Genomic DNA, 21,213 nt, shown 5'->3' with positions numbered 1-21,213 from the left:
CCGCCATCTGAGCCGAAGCAGGATAGCTGTCAATAGGCGGGCTTGCGAAGCCTTGATGAAGTGATACGGCGGTGTCGGTCAATCCGCCCAGTTGCCTGGCGCGCAGGTACGGTGGCCACGCCCTGGGGGCGCCGGGGCGAAGGCAGCTTCAGCAACCGGCGCTCGTAGTGCTCGGCGGGGCTGCCGGGAAGGCGATCAGGAGCAGGGTCACATCGTCAGCGGCGTCGGCCGCGGTGACATCGGGCAGCATGGCCTGCACGACGTGGTCGGCAGCCCTCTCCAGGTCGCCGGCTTGCGAGCGGGCTCGCCCAAGCGCCGCCGTCAGGGCGGTGATGCGGGTGTCGATGTCGCTGTGCGGGGTCTCGACCAAACCGTCGGTGTACAGCGCCAGCGTGGTGCCGGCCCGTGAAAGTATCCAGGGTCGCCATCAGCTCGCGCGGTTTCACCCCGTGCAGCGCCAGGGCCCGGGCCGCCGAACGCAGCTGGCCCATGACCACGGCGGCTTCCAGGCCGCAGCCCATCACATCACCGATGATGATCCCGGTGCGCCCCGCCCCGAAGTCGATCAGGTCGTAGCAGTCCCCGCCCACCCCGCGCCCCTGGGTGGAGGGCAGGTAGCGGGCGGCCGCGTCGGTGCCGGGGACGCGTTCGGCCTCGCCCATCAGCCGCAGTGCCAGGGACAGGTGCCGCAGCTCGGCCAGTTCCTGCTGCGCGCGTTTGCGGCCGGTGACATCACGCATCGTCGAGCAGGCGCCGGTGATGGTGCCGCTGCGGTCGCGGATCGGCCACAGCGTCACGTCGATGTCCAGCTGCCGCCCGTCGCGGGTCAGGCGGCGGGTTTCGTAGTGCTCGATTCGTTCCCCGGCGGCCAGGCGGCGCAGCAGCCCGGCTTCCTCGGCCTTGAGACCGGACGGGATCACCAGCTCGACATGGCGGCCGACGGCCTGGCCGGCCCGGTAGCCGAACAGGCGCTCGGCGGCCGTGTTCCAGAAGGTGATCCGCCTGTCGGCGGTCTTGGTCAGGATCGGGTTTTGCGAGCACTCCATCAGCTGCCGGAACAGCTCCGGCCGGCCGGGGTTGCTGCGCGGGGGTGCCACTGACGTCATCGGTGCCTCATCTCGCACGGCGCATCCCCACCCACGACCTTGGTCCTGCTGGTCACGCAGGCGGCCGGGGTACCTCCTGTGGCCCGATGCCCGACAGGATGCGCACATTGCACCACCGCCGCTCGGACTGCACGGCCTTTGCCCGCTCTTGCCGTTCCTGCGACCACATGGGTCACTTCGGCTCCGTGAAACGATCGTGTGGCGATCGCTTGGGTGCGGCGGGCCGGACGGCGGGGAGGAGAGCCCGGCGGGACGAGGACCTCCAGGCAGGCGCACGTCTGCTCGGCCCTACCAGCGGGGGGCGGGAGGCCGAATGGCTGGGCATGACCGGCTGGCTTCGCTGGTCGCACCAGACGGGTGATGCGGCGGGCCGGACCGATGGCGGCTGGATGCCGGTGACGGCAGCGCCCGGTCCGCCGATGTGCACCGCCTCGGCGGCGCTGGTGACAGCCAGCGGCTGCGGCGCCGCCGCCGTTGTGAACTCGTGTGCTGGCCGGTCCGATGGCGCCGTGACGGGGCCACGCGGTGTCGTTTCGTGGACAGGTGCGTGCCGGGTGTCGTTTTGCGTGCTATCCACGGGCGGTGCGGCAGCGGAGTATGGAGCGATGAGCGGCTGCGTACGAACCGTTCACAGCCTGCGTTGGCCCCGACCCCGCCGACGCGAGTGGCGGGCGGCGGGGACCGGACATCAGGCACGGCTGGTCCCGCCGCTTCACTGGCACCGCCCAGATGTCTACGGGGAGCGCAGGGTCTGCTGGGGAGTGCGGCCGTAGGCGGTCCGGTAGGTGGCGGCGAAGCGGCTCGGGTGGGCGAAGCCCCAGCGGGCGGCGATCGCGGTGACCGTGGCACCGCTGCCGGGGGTGGCGTCGACGAGGTCCTGGTGGGCGTGGGCGAGACGGACGCGCCGCAGGTAACCGGTGGGTGTGACGTCCATGTGGCGGCGGAAGGCGTGCTGGAGAGCCCGCGGGCTGACGTGCGCGGCCGCAGCGATCTCGGACAGGCCGATGTCGGCGTCGGGATGCGATTCGATGAAGGCCACCGCCCGGCGCACCGTCGACGGAGTCGCGTCGCGCGACGCGGAGGCGGCGGGGTCGCTGTGGTGGTTCAGGGTGTGGGGGAAGACTGCGAGCGCGGCGGTGGCAAGAAGACGGGTGATGCCGGAGAGGACCAGGGGCTGGGCGACGGCTTCCGGGCCGGCAGCGACCTCTGCCAGGGCGAACGCGACCGTGCGCTTCCAGTACCTGGCCATCTGAGGACTTACGGCCTTGGAGTCGGTGAAGCGCAGCGGACCAGCGGGCAGGCCCGAAGCTGCCGCCGCCATGGCCAGTTGTTCTGTCGCGAGGCCGACCGTGCGAAATTGGGCATCGGTAACCCGGCCGACGCAGGGGGCGTCGGGCGGGGAGATCAACAGCACGTCGCCCGGGCCGAACCGCTGGCTGTCGTGTCCCCAGGAATGTTCCAGGCGGCCGTGCGTGCCCTGGAGGGACGAGAAGAGCAGGGGCTGCAGGGGCTCACGGCGATAGGTGATGTCAGCTGCCAGCACCATCCGGTCGAGGGAGAGCTCCCCTAAAACGTACCGGCAGTGAGTGATCTTCTGGTGCGGGCCGAGGCCGTGTACCTGAAGGCGGGCACCGTAGGCGGCGTCCAGGAATGCCCGGCATGCTTCCGGGTCGGTACTGGAGAATTCAACCAGGTTAGGCTGGGTGGAACTTCCCGCGCTCACAGCGCCACATTCTCTCTCAACGGGCCAGCTACAAGAGGGCGCGGCGCGCAGTACGGCGCAGTCCTCGGGGCGCCGCCCATCGTACCGGGCATGGTCTTTCCCGGCTCGTGCACCAACGGCCGCTTGGAGGACCTGCGGGCTGCGGCCTCCGTCATCGAGGGGCGCTCCGTGGCCGCAGACACCCGCCTGCTCGTCGTCCACGGTTCCATGGAGGTCCGAAAGGAAGCCGAGGTCGAAGGGCTGCACGAAGTCTTCCTGGCGTCCGGCGTCGAATGGCGGTCGCCGGGCTGCTCGATGTGCCTGGGGATGAACACCGACCGGCTCGAAGGCGCAGTGCGCAGCGCGTCCACCTCCAACCGCAACTATGAGGGCAGGCAGGGCACCGCCGCCCGTACCCATCTGGTCTCCCCGGAGGTGGCCGCCGCCACGGCGGTCACCGGCTGGCTCGCCGCCCCCACCGACCTGGCATGAGAGGTCTCACACCTGTGCAACCCTCCACCCAGCACACCGGCACCGCGGTGCCCGTGCGCCGACGACATCGACCAGATCCTGCCCGCGGAGTTCTGCAAGCGGGTGGTCAAATCGGGCTACGCGGATGCGTTGTTCAAGCGCTGGCGGGATCGGGGCGACTGCGTCATCGACCGGCCCGAACACCGCGGCGCGACGATCCTGCTGGCCGGTAAGGACTTCGGCATCGGCAGCTCGCGCGAGCACGCCGTCTGGGCGTTGCGCGACGGCGGCTTCCTGGCCGTGGTGGCCACCGGATTCAGGGACATCTTCCGGCGCAACGCACTGAACAACGGACTCATCCCGGTCGATCTGCCGGCGCCGGTGATCGAGGGGCTGGTGGACCGGGTGGAGGCCGACCCCGAATTCCGGCTCACCGTCGACCTGCGGGCCCGCTGCCTGCGCTGGGCGGACGGCGGCGCCGATTTCCCGGTCGACGACCGGGCGCGCCGAATGCTGCTGGAAGGCCAGGACGCCATCGAGCAGACACTGCTGCGGGAGGACACCATCGCAGCGCGAGGCGGACCGCGCCCCCTGGCTGCCGGCCGTCGAACGAGGAGCGTTCGACGCAGTTGCATCGGGCTGAAGAGCACCAGCACCTTGACGCGAAGCACGCAGGTCGTGTGTCAGGCCCTCGTGAGGATGTACGAAGCCCGTCTGTGACACCGGGCTCCCAGTGGACGATAAGCCCGGGGAGCTTGGCCTCCCATGCGGGGCACAACGCGCTGAGGATCGTGTCGGATGCAGTAGTCGGCACCGAGTCGCCGTCAGGCGCAGCGGTCGGAAGGAAGTGTCAGGTCGCGACGGCGAGCTTGGACATCACAGGTCACCTGGAACCGGTGCCGACTCCAGAGTGACCGGGCTGCCCTTGCACAGTCACACAAGTGGACACCTTGATCGTAGGCCCATGGCTCCCTTCGGTTCCCTGGTACCTCGACCGTTGGCTCTGCCGCGGCAGCTCTCTGAGGAAGACCGCGAAAGGCTGGGCCAGAGGTGATCGTTGGCTTGGACAAGCACCGGATGGCCCAGCCTGTCCGGTGGGTGTGCGGTTACCTGTCAGGGGCACCGGCCGGCGATGGCCAGGATGCTCGGGGAGCGTACGGTGCCGGGTGTTGAGCCCGCGGGGCGGCGGTTCCAGCCGCCGCCCCGCTGCCCGTTCGTCCCGTACGGGCTGGTCCTGATACGCCGTGCCGGCCTGTCGCTGCAGCGAAGCCGGAGTGGCGGCCGATGCTGTTCTCGTTCAGGAACCTGATGGCGCCTCGCACGTACTCGTCCGGGAAACGGGCCGCAGGCTGCCCGGACGCGAGCGCCGCATCCTGTACTGGCGGTTCTTCGAGGACATGACGCACAGCGCGATCGCCGCCGAGCTGGGCCTGTCCCAGATGCACGTCTCGCGCCTGATCAGCCGGGCCCTGGCCCGGGTTCGGGCGGAGGTGGAGCACAACGCGGAGCAGGAGTACGGGGCCGCTGCGTGATCAATGGGTGCTTCGGTGTGGGCTCCACCCCGTTGATGCCTCCCGTTGCGTGAAAGACACCGGCTGCGTGCAGGGCCGGGGCGTTGGCTGTGACAAGGGCAAGAGGAAGGGGTAGCTGACTCTGGCGGGACCGTAGGAGATCCGGTAGCCGCACCGTGTGCACTCTTCGGTGATCACGTGGTCGGCCTCGGTCTGCGAGCGGTGGTGCTGTGGCGCGCAGCCGTGCGTGGCCATGGTGGGAAGCATGGTCATCTCCTCGCGCCGGGCGCACGCCGACGCGAAGCTCATTGTTGCGACACCGCACGGTGAGCCCAAGCTCGGTACCGGCCGCCGCGAGTCGGCGGTGCGCCGCAGCCTTCCCCGTGGCCGCGGCGCACCTGGCAGGCGGGGCCGTTGGGAGACGGCCCCGCGCTGTGGCTAGCGCAGATGACGGCCCCAGTGCTTGGTGTCGACGATGCGGTGGTGGTCGTTGCGCAGGGTGGCGGTGTCGCGCCGGTTGTCCCAGGCGTAGTTGCGGCGGTTCTGGAAGACGTCGCGCCAGGTGTCGCGTCCGTGGCCGGTGCGCACGCGCACTTCCTGGCGGCCGCCCAGGCGCAGGTGGTTGAAGCGGTAGGTCTTGTGGGTACGCTCGCTGGTCAGGGTCCAGCCCTTGAGGTTGACCGGGCGGTGGCCGGTGTTCTTGACGGTGACCCACTCGGCGTTCAGGGAGCGGTTGGAGCCGTCGTCGCGGCCGGGGCTGTCGGCCTGCACCGCGCCGATGACGACGGGGGAGCGGTGGGTGGCGGGCAGGGTGCGGGTGTCGGTGGCCGTGGCCGGCAGGGCGGCGGCGCCGACGAGGGTGGCCGAGCCGAGCGCGAGGGCCGCGAGACGGGCGGAACGGGACAAGGTGAACCTCCTGCGGACGGCCCCGCCGCGGGCGGGGCCGGTAGGACGAGATGCCCGGACGGGTGCCGGGCGGACTCACTGTGCGCCCGTGCGGCAGACAGTGGTTGAACATGCGACGGCCCATTACAGAACCCGGACATTTGCACAACCCCTGTGTGTCCACCATGCACGCCCCGGCGCCCAGCCGTAGGCCACACGCCCCCTGGCACGCCGCACCGCACACGTCCGTGAACTGGCCCTTTCCGGGCTCGTGGCGCGCGGGGGTGGCCTCCCGCACGGGTGTGCAGGTATGGCGTGGGCTGCTGGGAACGCATGTCCATGCCGAAGAGGGTTCGCGACGGCGCTGCGGGCGAGGGGAGAACCGTTCAGGCAGTGGGGTGTGCGGAGAGCCGTGCGTTGCCTTCCGGCGTACCGATCGTTTGATCCGATGCGACGCGCTCAGCGTTCCTGCCCGGTTCCCTCATGGCTGCTCAACAAGGACCGGTGAGCGGGGTGTTCGCCGCTTGGGCGGCGTTCCCCGGCGCAGGGGGCTGGGCGATATCCCTTCGGGATGCGGGCACCTGGTCTGCACCAGGTGCCCGGTTCGTCATCTTCGAAAGTTGAAGGACCACACGTGCAGCACTTCGTGAAACACAGCGTGCTGGTCGCCGCGACGGCGACCGGAATACTGGCCGGCACGGCGGTGGGCGCACATGCCGACTCAGGTGCCGCGGGACGCACCGCGGCCGCCCCCGGCGTTCTCGCGGGCAACCTGCTCCAGGCCCCGGCGCATGTACCGGTGAACCTGTGCGGCAACACCGTCAACGTCATCGGCCTGCTCAACCCCGCCTTCGCCAACCACTGCGCCAGCACCGGCAGCGGCCACCGCCCACCCGGGCACAAGCCTCCAGGCGGCCACCAGCCGCCTGGCCACAAGCCTCCGGGGCACAAGCCGCCGGGCAACCACCAGCCCCCCGGTCATAAGCCTCCCGGCCACAAACCGCCCGGGCATAAGCCACCGGGGCACCAGCCCCCGGGGCACCATCAGCCGCCCGGCGACCGGCCGCCGGGGCATGAGGTACCCGGGACTCCGGGGCCGGGGGGGGGGTCACCAGCCGCCCACTGATCCTCAGGGGCCGGGGCACCGGCCGCCGGCTGATGTCGCCGGAGAAGTGGACTCCCGCAACCCGTCGGCCGCCACCCCGGCCGGGGGCAGGGGCCGAGAGGCCGGGCACGCCGCCCAGGCCCCGGCCCTGGCACACACCGGCAGCGAACACCTCGGTGCTGCGGCTGCCACGAGCGGCGCTCTGCTGCTCGGCGGTATGGCACTCGTGCGCCGCAGCCGGAGCCCGCGCGACTGACCCCCGCCCCGCTGGCACTGCGTGACCAGCCGCACCTGGCGGCTCCAGCAGCGGGAGCCGCCAGTCGAGCACTCCGGCCCGGCGCCGCGGCAGGGGCGTCGGGCCCGCACGTGCTCCACGGTGCGCCATGATCACCGGCTTCCTCTTCGCGGCCCGGGCGGTCTTCTGGACGGAGCAACGAAGCCCCGCCCCTGCGGTCACGTACCGTTGCGGTTCCTTCACTCAATCGTCACGGTCAGTGCTGTCACAGCGATGGTGGCGGTGACGGTGGCTCGGCGAAGAGCGCACCGCGCCCGGCCGTCAGCTCCAGGCGGCGCCAGGTGCGGCCGTCGTCGGTCAGCGCGCGGACTGCGGCAGTGGTGTCGGCGTAAACGGGCAGCAGCGGACCGGTCCCCGTCCGTTCGATGACCTTGCGTACGGCGGGGCAGGGCCCGGCCTGCAGCAGTTCACCGCCGACCGAGTGCAGGCGCATGGCCTTGCGGACCAAAACGGCCAGGGCATCGATACTCAGCCGCTCCACCGCCGACACATCAAGAATCACCGTGGGTGCTGTCGCGCCGCACCGGATGACGGAGGCCAGACAGCTGACTGTCTCGCACGACCCGTCAGGCAGGGCCAGCAGATGGTACTGAGCAGGCCGTGCCGCCGTCATCAAAGCCTCACAGTCGCAGAGTTGGGCGCCCAGGCCCAAGAGCGCGCAGCTCGCATGGCGCAACGCGAGGACCGTGCCACTGACATACCCGGCCGCCCGAGCGCCACTCCGTCCCACCGGAACGAAGTTCTCTACGCCTCTCTCCTGCCACGGGTAGCTGTTCTTCGCAGAATACTCACCAGTCCCTGGCCGCAGGGCACCTGCGCGGGGCAACCGGCAGGGGGTGGCGCACGCAGGAGCATGGCGCGCCGAGGACCACGGCACCGGGCGGCAGCCGAAGACCGAGGGACGAAGCCTTGCTCCCCTCCCCGTCCCTTGTTCGAAGGGGGTGGACTCAAAGCCGCATCGGCCGTTCAGATGTGGTCAGTTCACGGCCGCACGCGAGCGCAAGGAGGCGGAAGAGCGCATTCCTTTGATAGGGAAACCGTTTGCTCCGACGGTTGCCGTGCGGTCCGTAAGGTGGCGTCCCACCGTCGGCAGGACACCTGTCGCAGGTGCCCTCTTCCGGCAAGGAGCTGTCCCACTTGAGCATTCGCTGTCCCGCACCGCAGGGGAAGGTCCGCACGGTGCGGCCCACCGGCGAACTCGACCTGTCGACGGCCCCGGCGCTGCGCGACCTCCTTCGCGGAGACGAGGCAGCACCCGCGGCCCGCCTCATCGCCGACCTCACCGCCGTGACCTTCATGGACACCAGCGCCCTCACCGAACTCGAAACCGCCCTGGCCCGCGGCGAGGCCGACGGCGGCTGGCTGCGCCTGGTCTACCATCAGCCCGCCATCGGCCGGCTGCTCCGGCTGACCGGACTGACTCGACGCTTTCCCCGCTACGCCACCGTCCAGGACGCCTGTGCAGGCCGTCCGGCCCGGGCCGTAGCCGTCCGCTCTGCTGCCGCATCCGCAGGATCGGCCGTACGCGGGGTTGGCCCCCTGCACTGTGCCTGGCCCCACGCCCCGGCATGGCGCCATGAGCTTGCCGGATGCCTGGCAGGAGGCCGGCAGGGGGCGTGGCCGAAACCCGCGTGACCGTGCAGAAGAGGCCGAGCTTCTCGGCGGCCTGCAACATTTTTTGCAGTACAGGTCCGGTGCTGTCGCTGGTCTCCCGGCGGGCGTGCGCCCGGCGTACGCCCGCCCGGTGTGCCGGGTGTCGCCGGAACTGCCGGGCAGGCCGGTTGTCCAGGGGCTTTGAGGGCACCCGGCACTCACCCGCCGTCCCGCCTTCGTACCCGGAAAGCGAGCCCCATGTACCAGCCGCACGCCCGCACCCTGCGAGCCGAGTACCTCCTGCCCCACACCGAGCGCGCGGCCTTGTGGGCGCGGCGCCTGACCGGCTTGTACCTCGGCCGAGAAGACACCGGGCGGCACCCCGTCGACACCTGCGACGCGGCGGTGGTGGTCTCCGAACTGGTCACCAACGCCGTCCGCCATACGCATGGCGCCTGCCGCCTGCGCTTATGCCTTTACAGTGGGCACCTGAGCGTCGAAGTGCACGATGACAGCCCGGCCCGGCTCCGGCCCCGGCCAGTCGGAGGGGAAGCGGAAGACGGCCGTGGCCTGGCTTTGGTTGGCGCCATAGCCCAGACGCTGGATGTCCGCTGCGATCTGGGCGGCGGCAAGACCGTCCGGGCGACGCTTGGCACCGATCGAAAGCCGGCCGAAGTGGCCGGCGGCTTCGCTGCGGCTGACGGCAGCACCCGAAGGCGGGCGTGAGGACGTCCGGGGGCGCCGCCCTCACGCCCGGGTCATCCCCGCCTGTTGGCGGCGACCTGCGGTCCCAGGGGAGCAGGACGGTCAGCAGCCCGGCTCACAGGAACAGGCCCTTACCGGCCATCCCCGTCAAGCTGCTGAGCGGCGCGGTGCGCCGCACCAGCTGGGTGCTGCATCTCAGGGCCCGGTCGGGGCTCGCCGCACCCCCTGGCCATGGAAAGACGACGTGTCCCATGCGCCTCGTGGTGTCGCCGTCCGTGGTCCGTGCGGTCTTCGGGCGGGCTTTGCCGATTCCGCCTCCGGGCCCGGGCCGGCTGGCGTACCGTACGGGCGGCCCGCCTCGACGAGATGCGAGCACGAGGCGGGCCGCCTGCACAGCAGACCCAAGAGTCTTGCGGACAAGGCGTTGGCGAAAATCTGGACGGCGATGCCGGAGCGCGATGCAGGAGCCGCATGATGCCGACGAAGCAGCTGCCGACCGTGACCGAAGGCCAGCTCCGTCTCCCTGCCCTTGCGCGTGTTTCTGCGGAGGGCCGGGTGCGCTGTCCCGCAGGACCGCGCCGGGCCGGCCGGGGCTGACGGTCGCGTTCCGGTTCGGCCGAAAGGACACGTTGGCAAACGACAGGAACGGGGACTCGGCACCGGTGTGTCAACGAAGTGGGAAGAACAAGGGGCGCACGGCGCCCGGGTTCGACGGCGTGCGCCTGGTGCATGCGGCCGCCCGCAAGCGCGACCGGGCCCGCCTTCCCCAGCGGTTGTGCGCGGCCCTGTGCCGGGGCCTGCCGGTGGAGGAGGTGTCCTTGTGCCTGTCCACCAGCCCAATCTCCCAGCAGGTACTGGGCACCTGCGGAGCGGCGGCACTGTGCCTGGAAGAGGTGCAGTTCGAAACCGGCGAAGGCCCCGGCACCGACGCCGCCGCCACCGGCCGCCCCGTGCTCTACCCCGACCTGCACACCCAGCCGATGCCCTACCCCTTCTTCGCCCCGCGCCTGCAGGAGGAGGCAGCGCACGTGGCAGCCGTCTACGCCTTCCCGCTCACCCTCGGCACGCACACCTTCGGCACCGCGCAATGCGTGCGCTTCGACCCGCTGCGCCTGAATGCTCTGGCGCTGACTCAGGCGGCTGCGGCCATGGACGCGGCCGCGGCACTGGTCGCCGACTTCTGCCTGCCCCACTTCGCCGCCGACGACACGCTGCCCTGGGAGCCCGCAGAGACCATCGACGCGCACTGGGGCACCACCTACCGGGCCACCGGAGTGCTGGCCGGCATCCTGGACACTTCCGTCGCCGACGCCCTCGCGCGCCTGCGCGCCTTGGCCTTCGCCACCGGCCGCCCGCTGCCCGCCCTGGCCCACGACATCCTCCACAACCGGCGGCCGACGGCCGGCGGTGACAACTGACCCGGCTGACAGGCATCCGGTGGTCTCACGGCATCCTGGCTGACGACAGCGTGCCGGGTACCCGTCCGTCCGGGCGAGTGCCTGCTTTCGATCCCGGCTCCCCGCCCCAGCGCGTTGTTCCGTTGCACAAGCTGCGTCGTTGTGAAGCTTGCGTCGGTGTAGATGTCTCCCTGCCCGCAGTAGAACACTTCGCTGCCCTGCCGCGGCAGCACGACAGCAAACCGGCACTGGCGGAACGTCAGGCGAACGGTGGCGCCCCGGATGGCTCGCGCCGACCGGGCGGGGCCGTGGAGAGACGAAGCGGGTGTTTACCGGTAGTTCGTTAAACCCGGCGTAGCGTGGTTGACGGCACGACGGGCTCGCCGTAGGCCGGTGGTAGGAGCTCGACTAACGTGCTGGAGGCTGACGATGACCTCCCGACGTCCCTGTCCGCCCGCGCCGGGACCGATGGAGGAGTACGCGGCCCGGTTCGACGAGGTGTTCGCCACCCTGGCCCAACGGCGAGGGTTCCGCGAGGGATCGTTCCGGCAGCGGTATTGGCGTCCATGAGGGAGGAGAGGGCGGCCTGAATCATCTCGTGACTGTCGGCGTAGGGATTGGTTCCCGAATTGACGACGGCTCGCAAGGCGTCGGCCATGCCGAGTTTGGCGGTGGCGTAGTCGATGAATCGGCGAGTCCAGGCTCGCAGGGCTTGAGGCGGTGACATCGCCGCAAGGAGGCCGGGGACGGCGTCGCACAGCCGGGCCACTTCGTTGCGGTACGCCGCCTCGATCAGGGCCTCCCGGGTCGGGAAGTTGCGGTAGAAAGTGCCGGTTCCCGCGCCCGCTTCCTTGGCGATGCGCTCGAAGTGCGCGTCCAGTCCCTCCTCGGTGAACACACGCACCGCGGCGGCCAGGATCTTGTCCCGGTTCCGTTGTGCGTCAGCCCGCAGCGGGCGTCCTGCATCCCGGGTCATCGGCGGCTCTTCCCTGTCTCCATTTGCTAAGTGGAGGAACCGCCGCTTAGTGTCCGACGAAGTGGCGGTGCCTCCACTTTCACTGTAGGGCGCGGCCGCCCCCACTCCTCCGCTGGAAGGGCTGTCCATCATGTCGGGAATCGAAGGAAAAGTCGTGGCGATCACGGGTGCCAGCAGCGGCATCGGTGAGGCGACCGCACTCCTGCTCGCCGAGCGCGGCGCGAAGATCGTCCTCGGGGCACGCCGTCCGGAGCGTCTTGAGGGTCTGGCCGCCCGCATCGAAAAGGCCGGCGGTCATGCCGCCTGGGTCCGCACGGACGTGACGCGACGAGAGGACATGTCCGGCCTCGTCAAGCTGGCCCGCGATCGGTACGGCAAGCTCGACGTCCTCGTCAGCAATGCCGGGGTCGGTTTGATCTCCCGTCTGGATGACCTGCGCGTCGAGGACTGGGAGGAGATGATCGACGTCAATCTCAAAGGGGTCCTGTACGGGATCGCCGCAGCCCTTCCCGTCTTCCGGGAGCAGGGCTTCGGGCACTTCGTCAACACCGTGTCCACCGCCGGACTGCGCACCGTGCCGCTCCAGTCGGTGTACGCCGGCACGAAGAACGCTGTACGGACCATCTCAGAGGGCCTGCGGCAAGAGGCCGGTGACAGCCTGCGCGTGACCGTCGTCTCGCCCGGCGCCGTCCGCACGGACTTCGCAGAGCGCATGGATCCGGCTGTGAAGACCCAGATCGACAAGATGATGGAGACCGCTCTTTCGCCGGACGCGGTGGCCCGCGCCATCGCCTTTGCCGTCGAGCAGCCGGACGGTGTCGATGTAAGTGACATCGTGGTTCGCCCCACCGCCCAGGGATAGTGCACGCAACCGTGCAGCCCGCCCCCACGTTCCTGGCGAACTCACGGATACCCCCAGTCGACGCATACGGACCGACCCCCGAGTTCCCGCTGAACAAGCTTCAGTTCAACTGAACTCACGGGCCTCGCCGGGTGTGAGTAGTTGCGGTACAGAAAGTGCCGTTTAGATTGATCACGCTCCGGCCGGCGCCGGGGTGAGCGGATCGTCCGGCCACCGGATGCGGACTCGGCGAGGCTGCCGGGGATGCCGTAGGCGTCCTGGAGGTCGGCGAAGTCGGCGTGTGCCTGGGCGACGGCTTCGGGGTACGCCTCCTGCTGCCCGCGCTTGGCGAGCGCGCGGCAGATGCTCGCGACGCTTAGGGCCTGACCCTTGCGCTTGCCGGTGGGGATGATCAGGCCGGGCTGGATCCGCTCGACCGACTCGCCGTTCGCCCGGCGCCGGAGCACGGTGTGCAGCATGTCCTCGGTGATGACGGGTGGCCGGCCGCCGTGCTTGCCCTTGCGGGCCGCCGCGTCGAATCCTTCGAGGGGCGACTCGCGGATGTTCTCCCGCTGGTTCTCCGCCAACGCGGCGAAGAACGCGAGCAGCAGGCGGCCGGGCCCGCGGGGGTCGTACATCGGGCAGGGGGCCGGCGAGCATCTCCAGGGCCAGGCCGTGGGCGGTGAGGTGGTCGGCGAGCGCGGTGAGTTCGGCCGCGTCCCGGCCCAGGCGCGCATGAACTCGACGGCGTAGCGCCGCAGGTGGTGGTCCAGGACCTCGTCCGGGCAGGAGACGGGGACGTAGACCGTCAGGTTCGCGGTGAAGCCGTCGGCGGTGTCGCCGAACTGGATCAGCGCTCGCCCGACGACGGTGCCGTCGGCCTGGAAGAGATTGGAGGACATCTTTCGCAGGAACCCTGACTCTGGGAGGAGTTCGGCCGCGTCCTTGGCCCAGTCCAGCGCGTCGGTGCCCCAGCCGTCCATGTAGAGGGAGGCGACGTGGGGGCCGATGGTCTCCACCACGCGCGCACCGATCTCATCGGTGCCCATCACGTAGTGCTCGGGGTGCGCCGTGAGAAGCGGCTTCTCGTCGCCGGCGAAGGCTTTGTCCATCCAGGCCGGGCACTCACCCGAGCTCAGGCCCTTCGTCGCGAGCACGGTGGTGCCCCCCCGAAGGTGCCGTCGGAGGTACGGGCGCTTTCGCACAGGAAGGCGTTGCCCTCCCCGATCTCGGCGGCCAAGAGGTCGAGGAGTCCCTGGCGGCCGAGCAGCGTCCGGAAGCGGTCCACTGCGCGGCGGGCGTAGAACAGTTCGAAGTCGTCGGTGCTCCGGCGCCAGCGGGTCCGGCCTGAAGCGTCACGGTGACGGGCGGAGTTATCTGGTTCTCGGGCATGGTCGAACCTACCTCCTGTGGCCCGATGCCCGTCAGGATGCGCACACTGCACCATCTCCGCTCGGACTGCACTTCCTTTGCCCGCTCTTGCCGTTCCTGTGACCACACATGTCACTTCGGCTCCAGGAAGCGACCGCATGGTGTCGGGTGCACGCCTGTTCAGATGCTGGGGCTCGCGGTTGCCTCCGACGGCGACTCCATGGTGGCGGAAGCCTCAGCGGGGATGGTCATGCCGATCCTGTCGTTGTCGTGGGCCACCTCCAGCCGCGCCGTATAGGAGCCGGGGGCTTGGGGGCGGAAGGTGACGACCAGAGTGCAGACGATCTGCCGGTCACCAGTGGTCGAGCATCCTTGGTGCTGCACGGTCAAGGATGGCGGCTGGGTCTGCGGGATGATGGAGAAGGTGACGTGTTCTTTGGTGTCACAGTTGTAGCCGGTGTAGGTGAAAGTGCGGCTGCTTTCGCTCCCCACGCGCACGGTAGGGAATTGCGACGAGTTCTCACCCTCCAGTTGACAGTCGGAAGGCCGGCGGCTGGAGGACGGCGGGGTGGCGGGATAGGACGGCATGTCCGGTGGGCCGGAGGCAGGCAGCCGGGATCTGCCGCCCTGGCTGGTGCCCCGCTCCGCAGGCTTCTCGGAGGACCCGCCCGCTCCCGGGCGCGAGGGGGCGTGTGTGCCGTGGTGGCCGGGAGCGGTGGTGAAGCCGGGAGCGGAATGGGAGGTGGGCTCGGAGCGGGCGGCAGGCGGGCTGTCGCCACCCGAGGTGAGCAGTCCTGCCAGCAGGCCCCCCACGCCCAGCACCATCACCCCGATCCCGGCCGCCAGTGGAGTGCTCGCTGCTGATCCTGAGCCATCCGGCGGTTCGGCCCCGCCTTCCTGCGGGCTATCTGCCGTCGTCGGGCCCGTACCGCCAATGGCCTGGCCGGCGGTGATGCCGCCTGCCGCGGAAGCCAGCGCCGCGGTCGCACTCGCCAGGCCCAGAGCCTTGCGCCGTACATCCTCCTCCTGTGCGAAGTACCTCATGTCCTTGGTGGCACCGAGCCTGGTGGCGGCCGCGCCGCCGAGCGTCAACGCCTCCTTCCAGGCACCCCAGCACAGGCTGCGGGCCAGTACAGGTGCGGCGGCCCGCGCCAAATCCCGTACGGCCGTGTCGTGGCCCTGTTGTGCCGCCGACGCGAGCGCGCGCCGCACCAGCCCTGTCCCGGCGGCGACCTCACGTCGGCCGGGACGCTGGCTGATCCAGTCGGCGAGTGCGGTGGCGGCGCCGGACGCGGTCCGCAGGGCGCCGGACCGTTGGGCGGTCAGGACGGCGAGCTGACCACCGGCGCGGTAGCCGCCACTTTCCCGGGTGACCAGGCGCAACTGCTGTAGCTCCGCCAAGGCCCCCGGCGCGGGTATGCCGGCACCGACCGCCCCGAGAAGGGCCGTGGGCACGGGAAGCGGATGGAAGGCACACAGGGCACCGAGCAGCCGGGCGGCCTCCTGCCCGAGCCGTCCGGCGAGCCCGGAGGCCACCGCGGCCTCGTCTGCGGTGAAGGCCGTGGCGGCGGCGCTGCCTCCCGCCTCCAACAGGGCCGCCGAGGCGACCAAGGCGCGCGGATGCCCGTGCACCTCGGCGGCGAACCGGGCGGCGTCCCGGGCCTCGGCGTCGCTGAGCGGCCGCTGGAGTTCCTGTTCGAGCAGGGCGAGCGAAGCGCTCACCGGCAGACCGCCGATCCGGCAGGCTCGGATACCGGCCCCCGATTCCGCCGAACCGTGCTCGGTCGAGGAGGCCAGCACGTCACAGCCGGGTAGCGCGTCCCGCAGCGCGGCAAGCCCGCCGGGATCGGGATCCTCGAAGTCGTCGACGACGACCAGGGCTTCCACCGGCGCCATAAGCCGCTTCAGGCGCGCCGTGCCGGGCTTGTAGTCCTCGGTGTCGTAACAGGATTGGAAAATTTGCTGGAGTACATCTTCGACGCCTAGGCCGGCCGCTTGAACGAAGACCACCGGGGCGTCCGGTCCGCGGTCCGCGGCGACGCGGCTCAGCAGGGCCGTCCTGCCGCTGCCCGGCGGGCCGTGCACCCGGACGGCATAACCCTCGGCGAGCCGGGTGTCGATGCGGGCGCGTTCCCCGTCGCGCCCGAGCAGCACAGGCGCTCGTGGGGGCCGGACCCACTCCGCCGGCCGGGGGCGGCGTCGGACCTGCGGTGGCCCCCCAGCGCTCGGCGCCACGGACGATCCGTGGTCCAGCACGACGATGTGGTTCACAACGTTGACGTCGTTGTGATCGCCGACGACCAACTGCCCGCGCACGTTCTGTACTTGGACGCTCGTACCCAACTGCCGCTCCGTCCCCCGTACCGGCCACTGGGACAGCAATACAACAACCCGCGGTCCGACTCGATGCTATGTCACATCTTGGGCAAGTGTGACTTGTCGGCCACCTCTTCTGCCAGAATCGGGACACCTCTGGGACACCTTTGCCTGCGGGTGTCCCTTCAGAGATTGGCCCATGCCAGCCGCACGGGCTGCGACGGCGTCTCGGCGGAGAACGCCCGCAGGACGCTCGTGCCGGGCTCTCTGCTGATGACCATGAGCGGAGTGATCAACTGCCTCCGTTGGGTTGAGTGCTACTGATTCCAGGCGGTCTTCCTCGGCGAGGAAGACCGGGCACCATGACGGGTAAACCCCGACCGCGAGTTGGGTGTCACATGACCCGCCGACCAGTCCCTAGACAGGGATCGAGGACTGTCAAGCCCCGGGTTTGGTGGAGAGTGAGTTAGCTGGATTTCTGGAGTGACGGGTGGGGTTCGGCCGCGTAGTGGGTGGCCTCGTGTTCGGCGGGGGTGAGGTGCCCGAGCCCGAGGCGACGATCAGGCAGGTCGCCGCCGATCTGGGGATCAACCCCGAAACCTTGCGGAACTGGGTCCGGGTGGCCGGAGCGAGCCGGTCCCGGGGGCGCCGGGCGGAGGTGCTGACCGAGCCGCCGACGCCGTTGGAGGCGGAGAACGCCGTTCTGCGCAAGAAGGTCCGTGAACTGGAAGAAGAGCGCGAGATCCTGCGGAAGGCGGCGAAGTATTTCGCCGGGGAGACGCACTGGTGAACCGCTTCCAGTTCGTTGCCGGCCACCACCGCCGCTACGGCGTGAAGCGGCTGTGCACCATCCTGGGCATCGCCCGCTCCAGCTTCTGCTACTGGCGTCGCACGGCCGCGGACCGGGCCGCACGGCAGGCGGCCGACGCCCGCCTCGCCGCCCGGATACGGGCCGTGCACCGCGAGTCTGACGGCACCTACGGCGTCCCCAGGATCACTGCCGAACTCCGCGAGGCGGGCGAGCGGGTCAACCACAAGCGGATCGCGCGGGTGATGCGCAGCATCGGTCTGGCAGGTGTGCGCTTGCGCCGCAGGCACCGCACCACTGTCGCGGATCCGGCCGCGGCGAAGGCCCCGGACCTCGTCGGCCGTGACTTCACGGCACGCGAGCCAAACACGAAGTACGTCGGTGACATCACCTATCTCCCGCTGGACGGCGGGACGTTCCTGTATTCGGCCACCGTCATCGATCTCGCCTCACGCCGCATGACCGGCTGGGCGATCGCGGACCACATGCGCACCGACCTGGTCACCGACGCCCTGACCGCCGCCGAACAAACCCGCGGCAGCCTCGCCGGGGCGGTCCTGCACACCGGCCACGGGGCCCAGTACACCAGCCTCTGGGAAAACGTGCTCCGCTGGTGCGGTCCTCCGGGGCGCGGGGGACGCATGGGGGACCGGCGGGCTTCCGATGTCTGGGGGACACGAGGGATCCGAGTGGCCACAGAGCTAAGGGCTGTCCCACAAAGATCTTGGAGTCGCCTCGTGCAAGCGGGCCAGCCACCCTGCTGCCTACGACCTATCCGGCGAGGGCGAGGTTGTGCATCCGGGCGATGCCGAGCATGGCGTGGTGGACACCGTCGCCCTTGAGGCGGCAGTCACGGAGGATCTTCCATGTCTTCATGCGGGCGAAGACGTGCTCGACCCGGGCCCGGACCTGCTTGTGGGACTTATTGTGCTCCTCCTTCCAGTCCGGGAGTTGGCTCTGGCCTCGCTGTCGGCGGTGCGGGATGACAAGGCCGGTGCCCAGGTAGCCGCCGTCGGCGATCGTGAGGGTCTTGCCGACGGTGGCCTTGGCGCCAGACTCCTCCCACGCCTTGCAGTCGTTGCGGTTCCCGGCGAGCGGCCGGCCGACCACGACAACCAGGCGGGTGTCGGCGTCGATGACGACCTGGTGGTTGGTGGAGTAACGTAGTTCTTCGACCGCTCGGCGATGGTGTGGTCACGGGTGGGGACCAGGGTGCCGTCCACGATGAGCACGGTGTCTTTGGCGAACCGCTTGCGGGGCTGGACTGCGAGCAGGGGTCCAAGGTGGTTGATGACTCGGCCGGCCGTGGACTTCGAGACGCCGAACAGCGGCGCGAGCTGCCGCAACGTCAGGTTCGTTCGCCAGTAGGCCGTGACCAGCAACACCCGGTCCTCCAGCGGCAGACTCCACGGACGGCCTCGGTGGATCACATCTGCTCCATCGCGTCGGAGCGCGGTCAGCAGCTTGCCGAAGCAGCGCGGGCTCAGCCCTGCGAACGGGGTTGTCCAGGACGGCTCCGACGCCGTGATCACACTCGTCACACCATGATCATCACTCAGGCCGACCTCATGCCGAGGCATGCCCACAGCTACGCTGATCGAGGCAGTCCACAGTGAGTAAAACCGGGGGAAACCGTGAACCGACCGCTGCTGTTCCTCGACGTGGACGGGCCACTCAACCCCTATGCAGCCAAGCCGGAGAGGCGTCCCGACGGCTACACCACGCTCCGGGTCCCCCGGAACGACGCCCATCAGGACGACAGGGGCCTGTCGTCCCGACGACGCCCCCTGCGAGTCTGGCTCAACCCGGAGCACGGACGAATCCTGCTCCGGCTCGGCTTCGAGCTGTGCTGGGCCACCACATGGATGGACGACGCCAACCGGTGGATCGCACCGGTCCTCGGCCTTCCGGAACTTCCCTTCGTGAACTTCGGCGACGTCCTGCTCCAAGAACGCCCTGATGGAGTCCACTGGAAGACCGGACCGCTAGTGGACCACGCAGGCGGCCGTCCTTTCGCCTGGGTGGACGATGAGCAGAGCGAGCTGGATCAGACTTACGTGACCGCCCACCACCCAGGGCCCGGGCTCCTCCACCACATCAACCCACGGATCGGCCTCCGGGAGAACGACTTCCACACGCTCGCCGACTTCGCCCGGTCCCTGGACACCTCACGAACCACCGGCTGAACACCTCGCCAGCTCCGCAGGCTGCTCCGCACTCGGATCCAAGATCTTTGCGGGACAGCCCCCAGGCTCTCACATGATCTTCACCGTTTCGCGGCCTTGCGCGGAACAATCGTGGGCCTCGCAGGCGTTGGCAGTCCCGGAGTCGAGGAGGGGAAGGTGTCGGGGCTGAAGCTGTTCCACACGGCGAATGGCGGCGTGAGCGAGGTTGCGCCGCGTCTTGCTGAGGTCGAGGCGGATGTGCAGCACCTCATCGAGGCGCACATGGAGACGATGCTGGGCGTGCGGTTCCTGGCGAGCGAGTACAGCACCGGACCGGTGCACGGCGGGCGGATCGACTCGCTGGGCCTGGACGAGAACGACGCGCCGGTGGTCGTCGAGTACAAGCGCGGCACGGATGCGGGTGTGATCAACCAGGGCCTGTTCTACCTGGCGTGGCTGATGGACCACCGCGCCGAGTTCGGGCACCTGGCCCGCGAGCGCCTGGGAGCGGCAGCCGCCTCGCAGGTGCGGTGGAGCGCGCCGCGGCTGATCTGCGTGGCGGGCGACTTCACCCGTTACGACGTGCACGCCGTGCGCGAGCACCGGCGCAGCATCGACCTGGTCCGCTACCGCTTCTACGGCGAGCGGCTCGTCGGCCTGGAGACGGTGGCCTCCGTCACGGGGCAGACGGCGGGATTTGGGGCGGCCCGTCGCCGGCGCATGGCCGAGAGGACGCGCGGGCACCTGACGCAGGGGGCGATGGCCGAGCTGGCCGCCGCGGTCGACGAGAGACTGCTGGGCCTGGGGCAGGACATCACCACGACCGAGAACCGCCTCTACCGGGCGTACCGGCGGCTGCGGAACTTCGCCTGCGTGTGCCCGCCGCAGCAGACCAAGCTGCTCGTCTACCTCAAGGCCGACCCGAAGGAGTCGGCCTGGTGCCCGGCTTCACCCGGGACGTAACGGGGCTGGGCCACCACGGCACCGGCAACCTGGAGGTCCGGCTGCGCACGGAGCGGGACCTGGAGCGGGCCCAGGACCTGTTCCGCCTCAGCTACGCCGCGGCGTAGCGCGAGACGCTGTAGGGCGGCGTCCTGGCCGGGATGAAGTTGTGACAGGTCTGGTGTCGGTGGCCTTTCGACGGCGGGGCAGAAGTGGCGGTGGACTTTCAATGGTGCGGTGATTTCCCGGTTTGGCCAACCGGGGGCCGCTGATACAAAGCGCCGGGTAGGCGCTCGGTGCGTCGAACGCCTACCCGGCTGTCGCCTATAGGAAGGGAGTGTCACGGTATGCGTTCTGAATCCTCACCGTCTTGGTGGGATCGCCCCCTGTCGCAGGGGACCCAAGGGGCCGTCTTCGCCTTCTCCCTGGCCGTGCTGGTGCTGACGGGCGGCCTCCTGCTGGTCGCCCTTACCGATCAGTGGCTCGCCTGGATCCGGTGGGGCCTGGAGACGGCCGGCATCCTTACGGTCTTGGGGCTCGCCTGCGCCCTGGCCATCCGCTGGGTGACCAGGCCCGGTTACTGACCTCTGCGCTTCAGGGTGACGCTTATTGTGTCCTTCGGCGCACTGTCGCCTGTATGGGTGAGGTGCGAGCGTATGAGCTTGATCCCCTTTCGTTCTGACCACTGGATACCGATGCAGCGGCAGGTCAGGGTAGGTGCAATGAAGTCACGCACCACATCCGGCAGGGGACAGTTGGACCCAGTAGCTGAATCAGTCGCCGTCTACAGCGGCCATGCCGACGACTACGCGGCGGTGCACGCTCCGAAGATGGCGGATCGTGTCGAGCGGTTCGCGGTGTCCTTGCCTGCGCCTTCGCTGATCCTCGACGCCGGGTGCGGTCCGGGCCGCGACCTTGCGCGATTCCAGAAGTATGGGCATGTAGTGCGTGGTGTCGATCTCAACCCGGTGTTCGTGGCGATGGCCAACGCCCACGCGCCCACCTCACAGTGCGACCTGCGCGA

At 69.8% G+C, this 21,213-nt stretch carries 15 protein-coding genes and 8 pseudogenes; 14 read left to right on the top strand and 9 right to left on the bottom strand.

What is annotated here, in order from left to right:
- Positions 1–148: 148 nt before the first annotated feature.
- The 3 genes and pseudogenes from ACZ4QV_RS11655 to ACZ4QV_RS11645 all read right to left on the bottom strand — a co-directional run bounded on the left by ACZ4QV_RS11655 (position 149) and on the right by ACZ4QV_RS11645 (position 2,829).
- On the bottom strand, positions 149–370 hold the full coding sequence (locus ACZ4QV_RS11655) for a hypothetical protein (protein WP_361158001.1): 222 nt from the start codon (positions 368–370) through the stop codon (positions 149–151).
- Positions 371–463: 93 nt separating this feature from the next.
- Positions 464–1,106, bottom strand: a pseudogene (locus ACZ4QV_RS11650) (PAS domain-containing protein); the annotation flags it as partial.
- A 733-nt stretch (positions 1,107–1,839) separates the two neighbouring features.
- Positions 1,840–2,829, bottom strand: a complete 990-nt coding sequence (locus ACZ4QV_RS11645) for a helix-turn-helix domain-containing protein (RefSeq protein ID WP_467762825.1) — start codon at positions 2,827–2,829, stop codon at positions 1,840–1,842.
- 54 nt (positions 2,830–2,883) lie between these two features.
- Here ACZ4QV_RS11645 and ACZ4QV_RS11640 point away from each other — a divergent pair.
- The 3 genes and pseudogenes from ACZ4QV_RS11640 to ACZ4QV_RS11630 all read left to right on the top strand — a co-directional run.
- A pseudogene (locus ACZ4QV_RS11640) lies at positions 2,884–3,300 on the top strand (aconitase family protein); the annotation flags it as partial.
- Between the two features lie 102 nt (positions 3,301–3,402).
- Positions 3,403–3,999, top strand: a complete 597-nt coding sequence (locus ACZ4QV_RS11635; RefSeq protein WP_361158008.1) for a 3-isopropylmalate dehydratase small subunit — start codon at positions 3,403–3,405, stop codon at positions 3,997–3,999.
- Positions 4,000–4,610: 611 nt separating this feature from the next.
- A pseudogene (locus ACZ4QV_RS11630) lies at positions 4,611–4,811 on the top strand (sigma-70 family RNA polymerase sigma factor); the annotation flags it as partial.
- Between the two features lie 417 nt (positions 4,812–5,228).
- On the opposite strand, the gene ACZ4QV_RS11625 reads toward ACZ4QV_RS11630, so the two are convergent.
- Positions 5,229–5,696, bottom strand: a complete 468-nt coding sequence (locus ACZ4QV_RS11625) for a lamin tail domain-containing protein (protein WP_361158010.1) — start codon at positions 5,694–5,696, stop codon at positions 5,229–5,231.
- A gap of 550 nt (positions 5,697–6,246) precedes the next feature.
- Between ACZ4QV_RS11625 and ACZ4QV_RS11620 the strand changes: the two genes are divergently transcribed.
- On the top strand, positions 6,247–6,801 hold the full coding sequence (locus ACZ4QV_RS11620) for a chaplin (protein ID WP_361639772.1): 555 nt from the start codon (positions 6,247–6,249) through the stop codon (positions 6,799–6,801).
- Positions 6,802–7,280: 479 nt separating this feature from the next.
- On the opposite strand, the gene ACZ4QV_RS11615 is transcribed toward ACZ4QV_RS11620, so the two are convergent.
- Positions 7,281–7,577, bottom strand: coding sequence for an STAS domain-containing protein (locus ACZ4QV_RS11615; RefSeq protein ID WP_361158016.1), 297 nt, complete (start codon positions 7,575–7,577; stop codon positions 7,281–7,283).
- A gap of 635 nt (positions 7,578–8,212) precedes the next feature.
- Here ACZ4QV_RS11615 and ACZ4QV_RS11610 point away from each other — a divergent pair.
- The 3 genes from ACZ4QV_RS11610 (at position 8,213) to ACZ4QV_RS11600 (ending at position 10,791) form a co-directional block, all read left to right on the top strand.
- Positions 8,213–8,710, top strand: coding sequence for an STAS domain-containing protein (locus ACZ4QV_RS11610; protein WP_467762824.1), 498 nt, complete (start codon positions 8,213–8,215; stop codon positions 8,708–8,710).
- A gap of 216 nt (positions 8,711–8,926) precedes the next feature.
- Positions 8,927–9,394, top strand: coding sequence for an ATP-binding protein (locus ACZ4QV_RS11605; protein WP_361592044.1), 468 nt, complete (start codon positions 8,927–8,929; stop codon positions 9,392–9,394).
- A gap of 695 nt (positions 9,395–10,089) precedes the next feature.
- Positions 10,090–10,791, top strand: coding sequence for a GAF and ANTAR domain-containing protein (locus ACZ4QV_RS11600; protein ID WP_361639770.1), 702 nt, complete (start codon positions 10,090–10,092; stop codon positions 10,789–10,791).
- A 517-nt stretch (positions 10,792–11,308) separates the two neighbouring features.
- Here the strand turns inward: ACZ4QV_RS11600 and ACZ4QV_RS11595 are convergent.
- Positions 11,309–11,746 (bottom strand): annotated as a pseudogene (locus tag ACZ4QV_RS11595) (TetR/AcrR family transcriptional regulator); the annotation flags it as partial.
- A 130-nt stretch (positions 11,747–11,876) separates the two neighbouring features.
- Between ACZ4QV_RS11595 and ACZ4QV_RS11590 the strand changes: the two are divergent.
- Positions 11,877–12,608: an SDR family oxidoreductase gene (locus ACZ4QV_RS11590; RefSeq protein ID WP_361618546.1), complete on the top strand. Its 732-nt coding sequence runs from the start codon at positions 11,877–11,879 to the stop codon at positions 12,606–12,608.
- A gap of 41 nt (positions 12,609–12,649) precedes the next feature.
- Here ACZ4QV_RS11590 and ACZ4QV_RS11585 read toward each other — a convergent pair whose 3' ends face one another.
- Positions 12,650–13,744: a serine integrase family protein gene (locus ACZ4QV_RS11585; protein WP_467762823.1), complete on the bottom strand. Its 1,095-nt coding sequence runs from the start codon at positions 13,742–13,744 to the stop codon at positions 12,650–12,652.
- Between the two features lie 394 nt (positions 13,745–14,138).
- A complete protein-coding gene (locus ACZ4QV_RS11580) occupies positions 14,139–16,301 on the bottom strand; it encodes a hypothetical protein (RefSeq protein WP_467762822.1) in 2,163 nt (720 codons plus the stop codon).
- A 177-nt stretch (positions 16,302–16,478) separates the two neighbouring features.
- Here ACZ4QV_RS11580 and ACZ4QV_RS11575 point away from each other — a divergent pair.
- Both ACZ4QV_RS11575 and ACZ4QV_RS11570 read left to right on the top strand, forming a co-directional pair.
- Positions 16,479–16,595 (top strand): annotated as a pseudogene (locus tag ACZ4QV_RS11575) (mini-circle protein); the annotation flags it as partial.
- A gap of 169 nt (positions 16,596–16,764) precedes the next feature.
- Positions 16,765–17,672, top strand: a pseudogene (locus ACZ4QV_RS11570) (IS3 family transposase); the annotation flags it as partial.
- Between the two features lie 181 nt (positions 17,673–17,853).
- Here ACZ4QV_RS11570 and ACZ4QV_RS11565 read toward each other — a convergent pair.
- Positions 17,854–18,623, bottom strand: a pseudogene (locus ACZ4QV_RS11565) (transposase).
- A 93-nt stretch (positions 18,624–18,716) separates the two neighbouring features.
- Between ACZ4QV_RS11565 and ACZ4QV_RS11560 the strand changes: the two are divergent.
- The 4 genes and pseudogenes from ACZ4QV_RS11560 to ACZ4QV_RS11545 all read left to right on the top strand — a co-directional run.
- Positions 18,717–19,268 carry a hypothetical protein gene (locus ACZ4QV_RS11560; RefSeq protein ID WP_361592479.1) on the top strand — a complete coding sequence of 184 codons (552 nt, stop codon included), beginning with the start codon at positions 18,717–18,719 and terminating at the stop codon, positions 19,266–19,268.
- A gap of 156 nt (positions 19,269–19,424) precedes the next feature.
- Positions 19,425–20,317 (top strand): annotated as a pseudogene (locus ACZ4QV_RS11555) (DUF5655 domain-containing protein).
- A 219-nt stretch (positions 20,318–20,536) separates the two neighbouring features.
- Positions 20,537–20,773 (top strand): hypothetical protein, encoded by a 237-nt coding sequence (locus ACZ4QV_RS11550; protein WP_361593062.1) that lies wholly within the window; start codon positions 20,537–20,539, stop codon positions 20,771–20,773.
- A 72-nt stretch (positions 20,774–20,845) separates the two neighbouring features.
- Positions 20,846–21,213: class I SAM-dependent methyltransferase (locus tag ACZ4QV_RS11545; protein ID WP_467762821.1), on the top strand; the 368-nt coding region annotated here is incomplete at its 3' end.

The sequence above is a fragment of the Streptomyces sp. NPDC026394 genome (genome assembly GCF_055567735.1).
Note: the sequence above shows the minus strand (reverse complement) of the source record. Positions and strands in the feature narration are given on the sequence as shown.

Excerpts from the sequence above, each read along its gene's own strand:
- ACZ4QV_RS11620 (WP_361639772.1), top strand. The coding sequence starts at position 6,247 with ATGCGGGCACCTGGTCTGCACCAGGTGCCCGGTTCGTCATCTTCGAAA.
- ACZ4QV_RS11605 (WP_361592044.1), top strand. The coding sequence starts at position 8,927 with ATGTACCAGCCGCACGCCCGCACCCTGCGAGCCGAGTACCTCCTGCCC.
- ACZ4QV_RS11590 (WP_361618546.1), top strand. The coding sequence starts at position 11,877 with ATGTCGGGAATCGAAGGAAAAGTCGTGGCGATCACGGGTGCCAGCAGC.
- ACZ4QV_RS11550 (WP_361593062.1), top strand. The coding sequence starts at position 20,537 with ATGCGTTCTGAATCCTCACCGTCTTGGTGGGATCGCCCCCTGTCGCAG.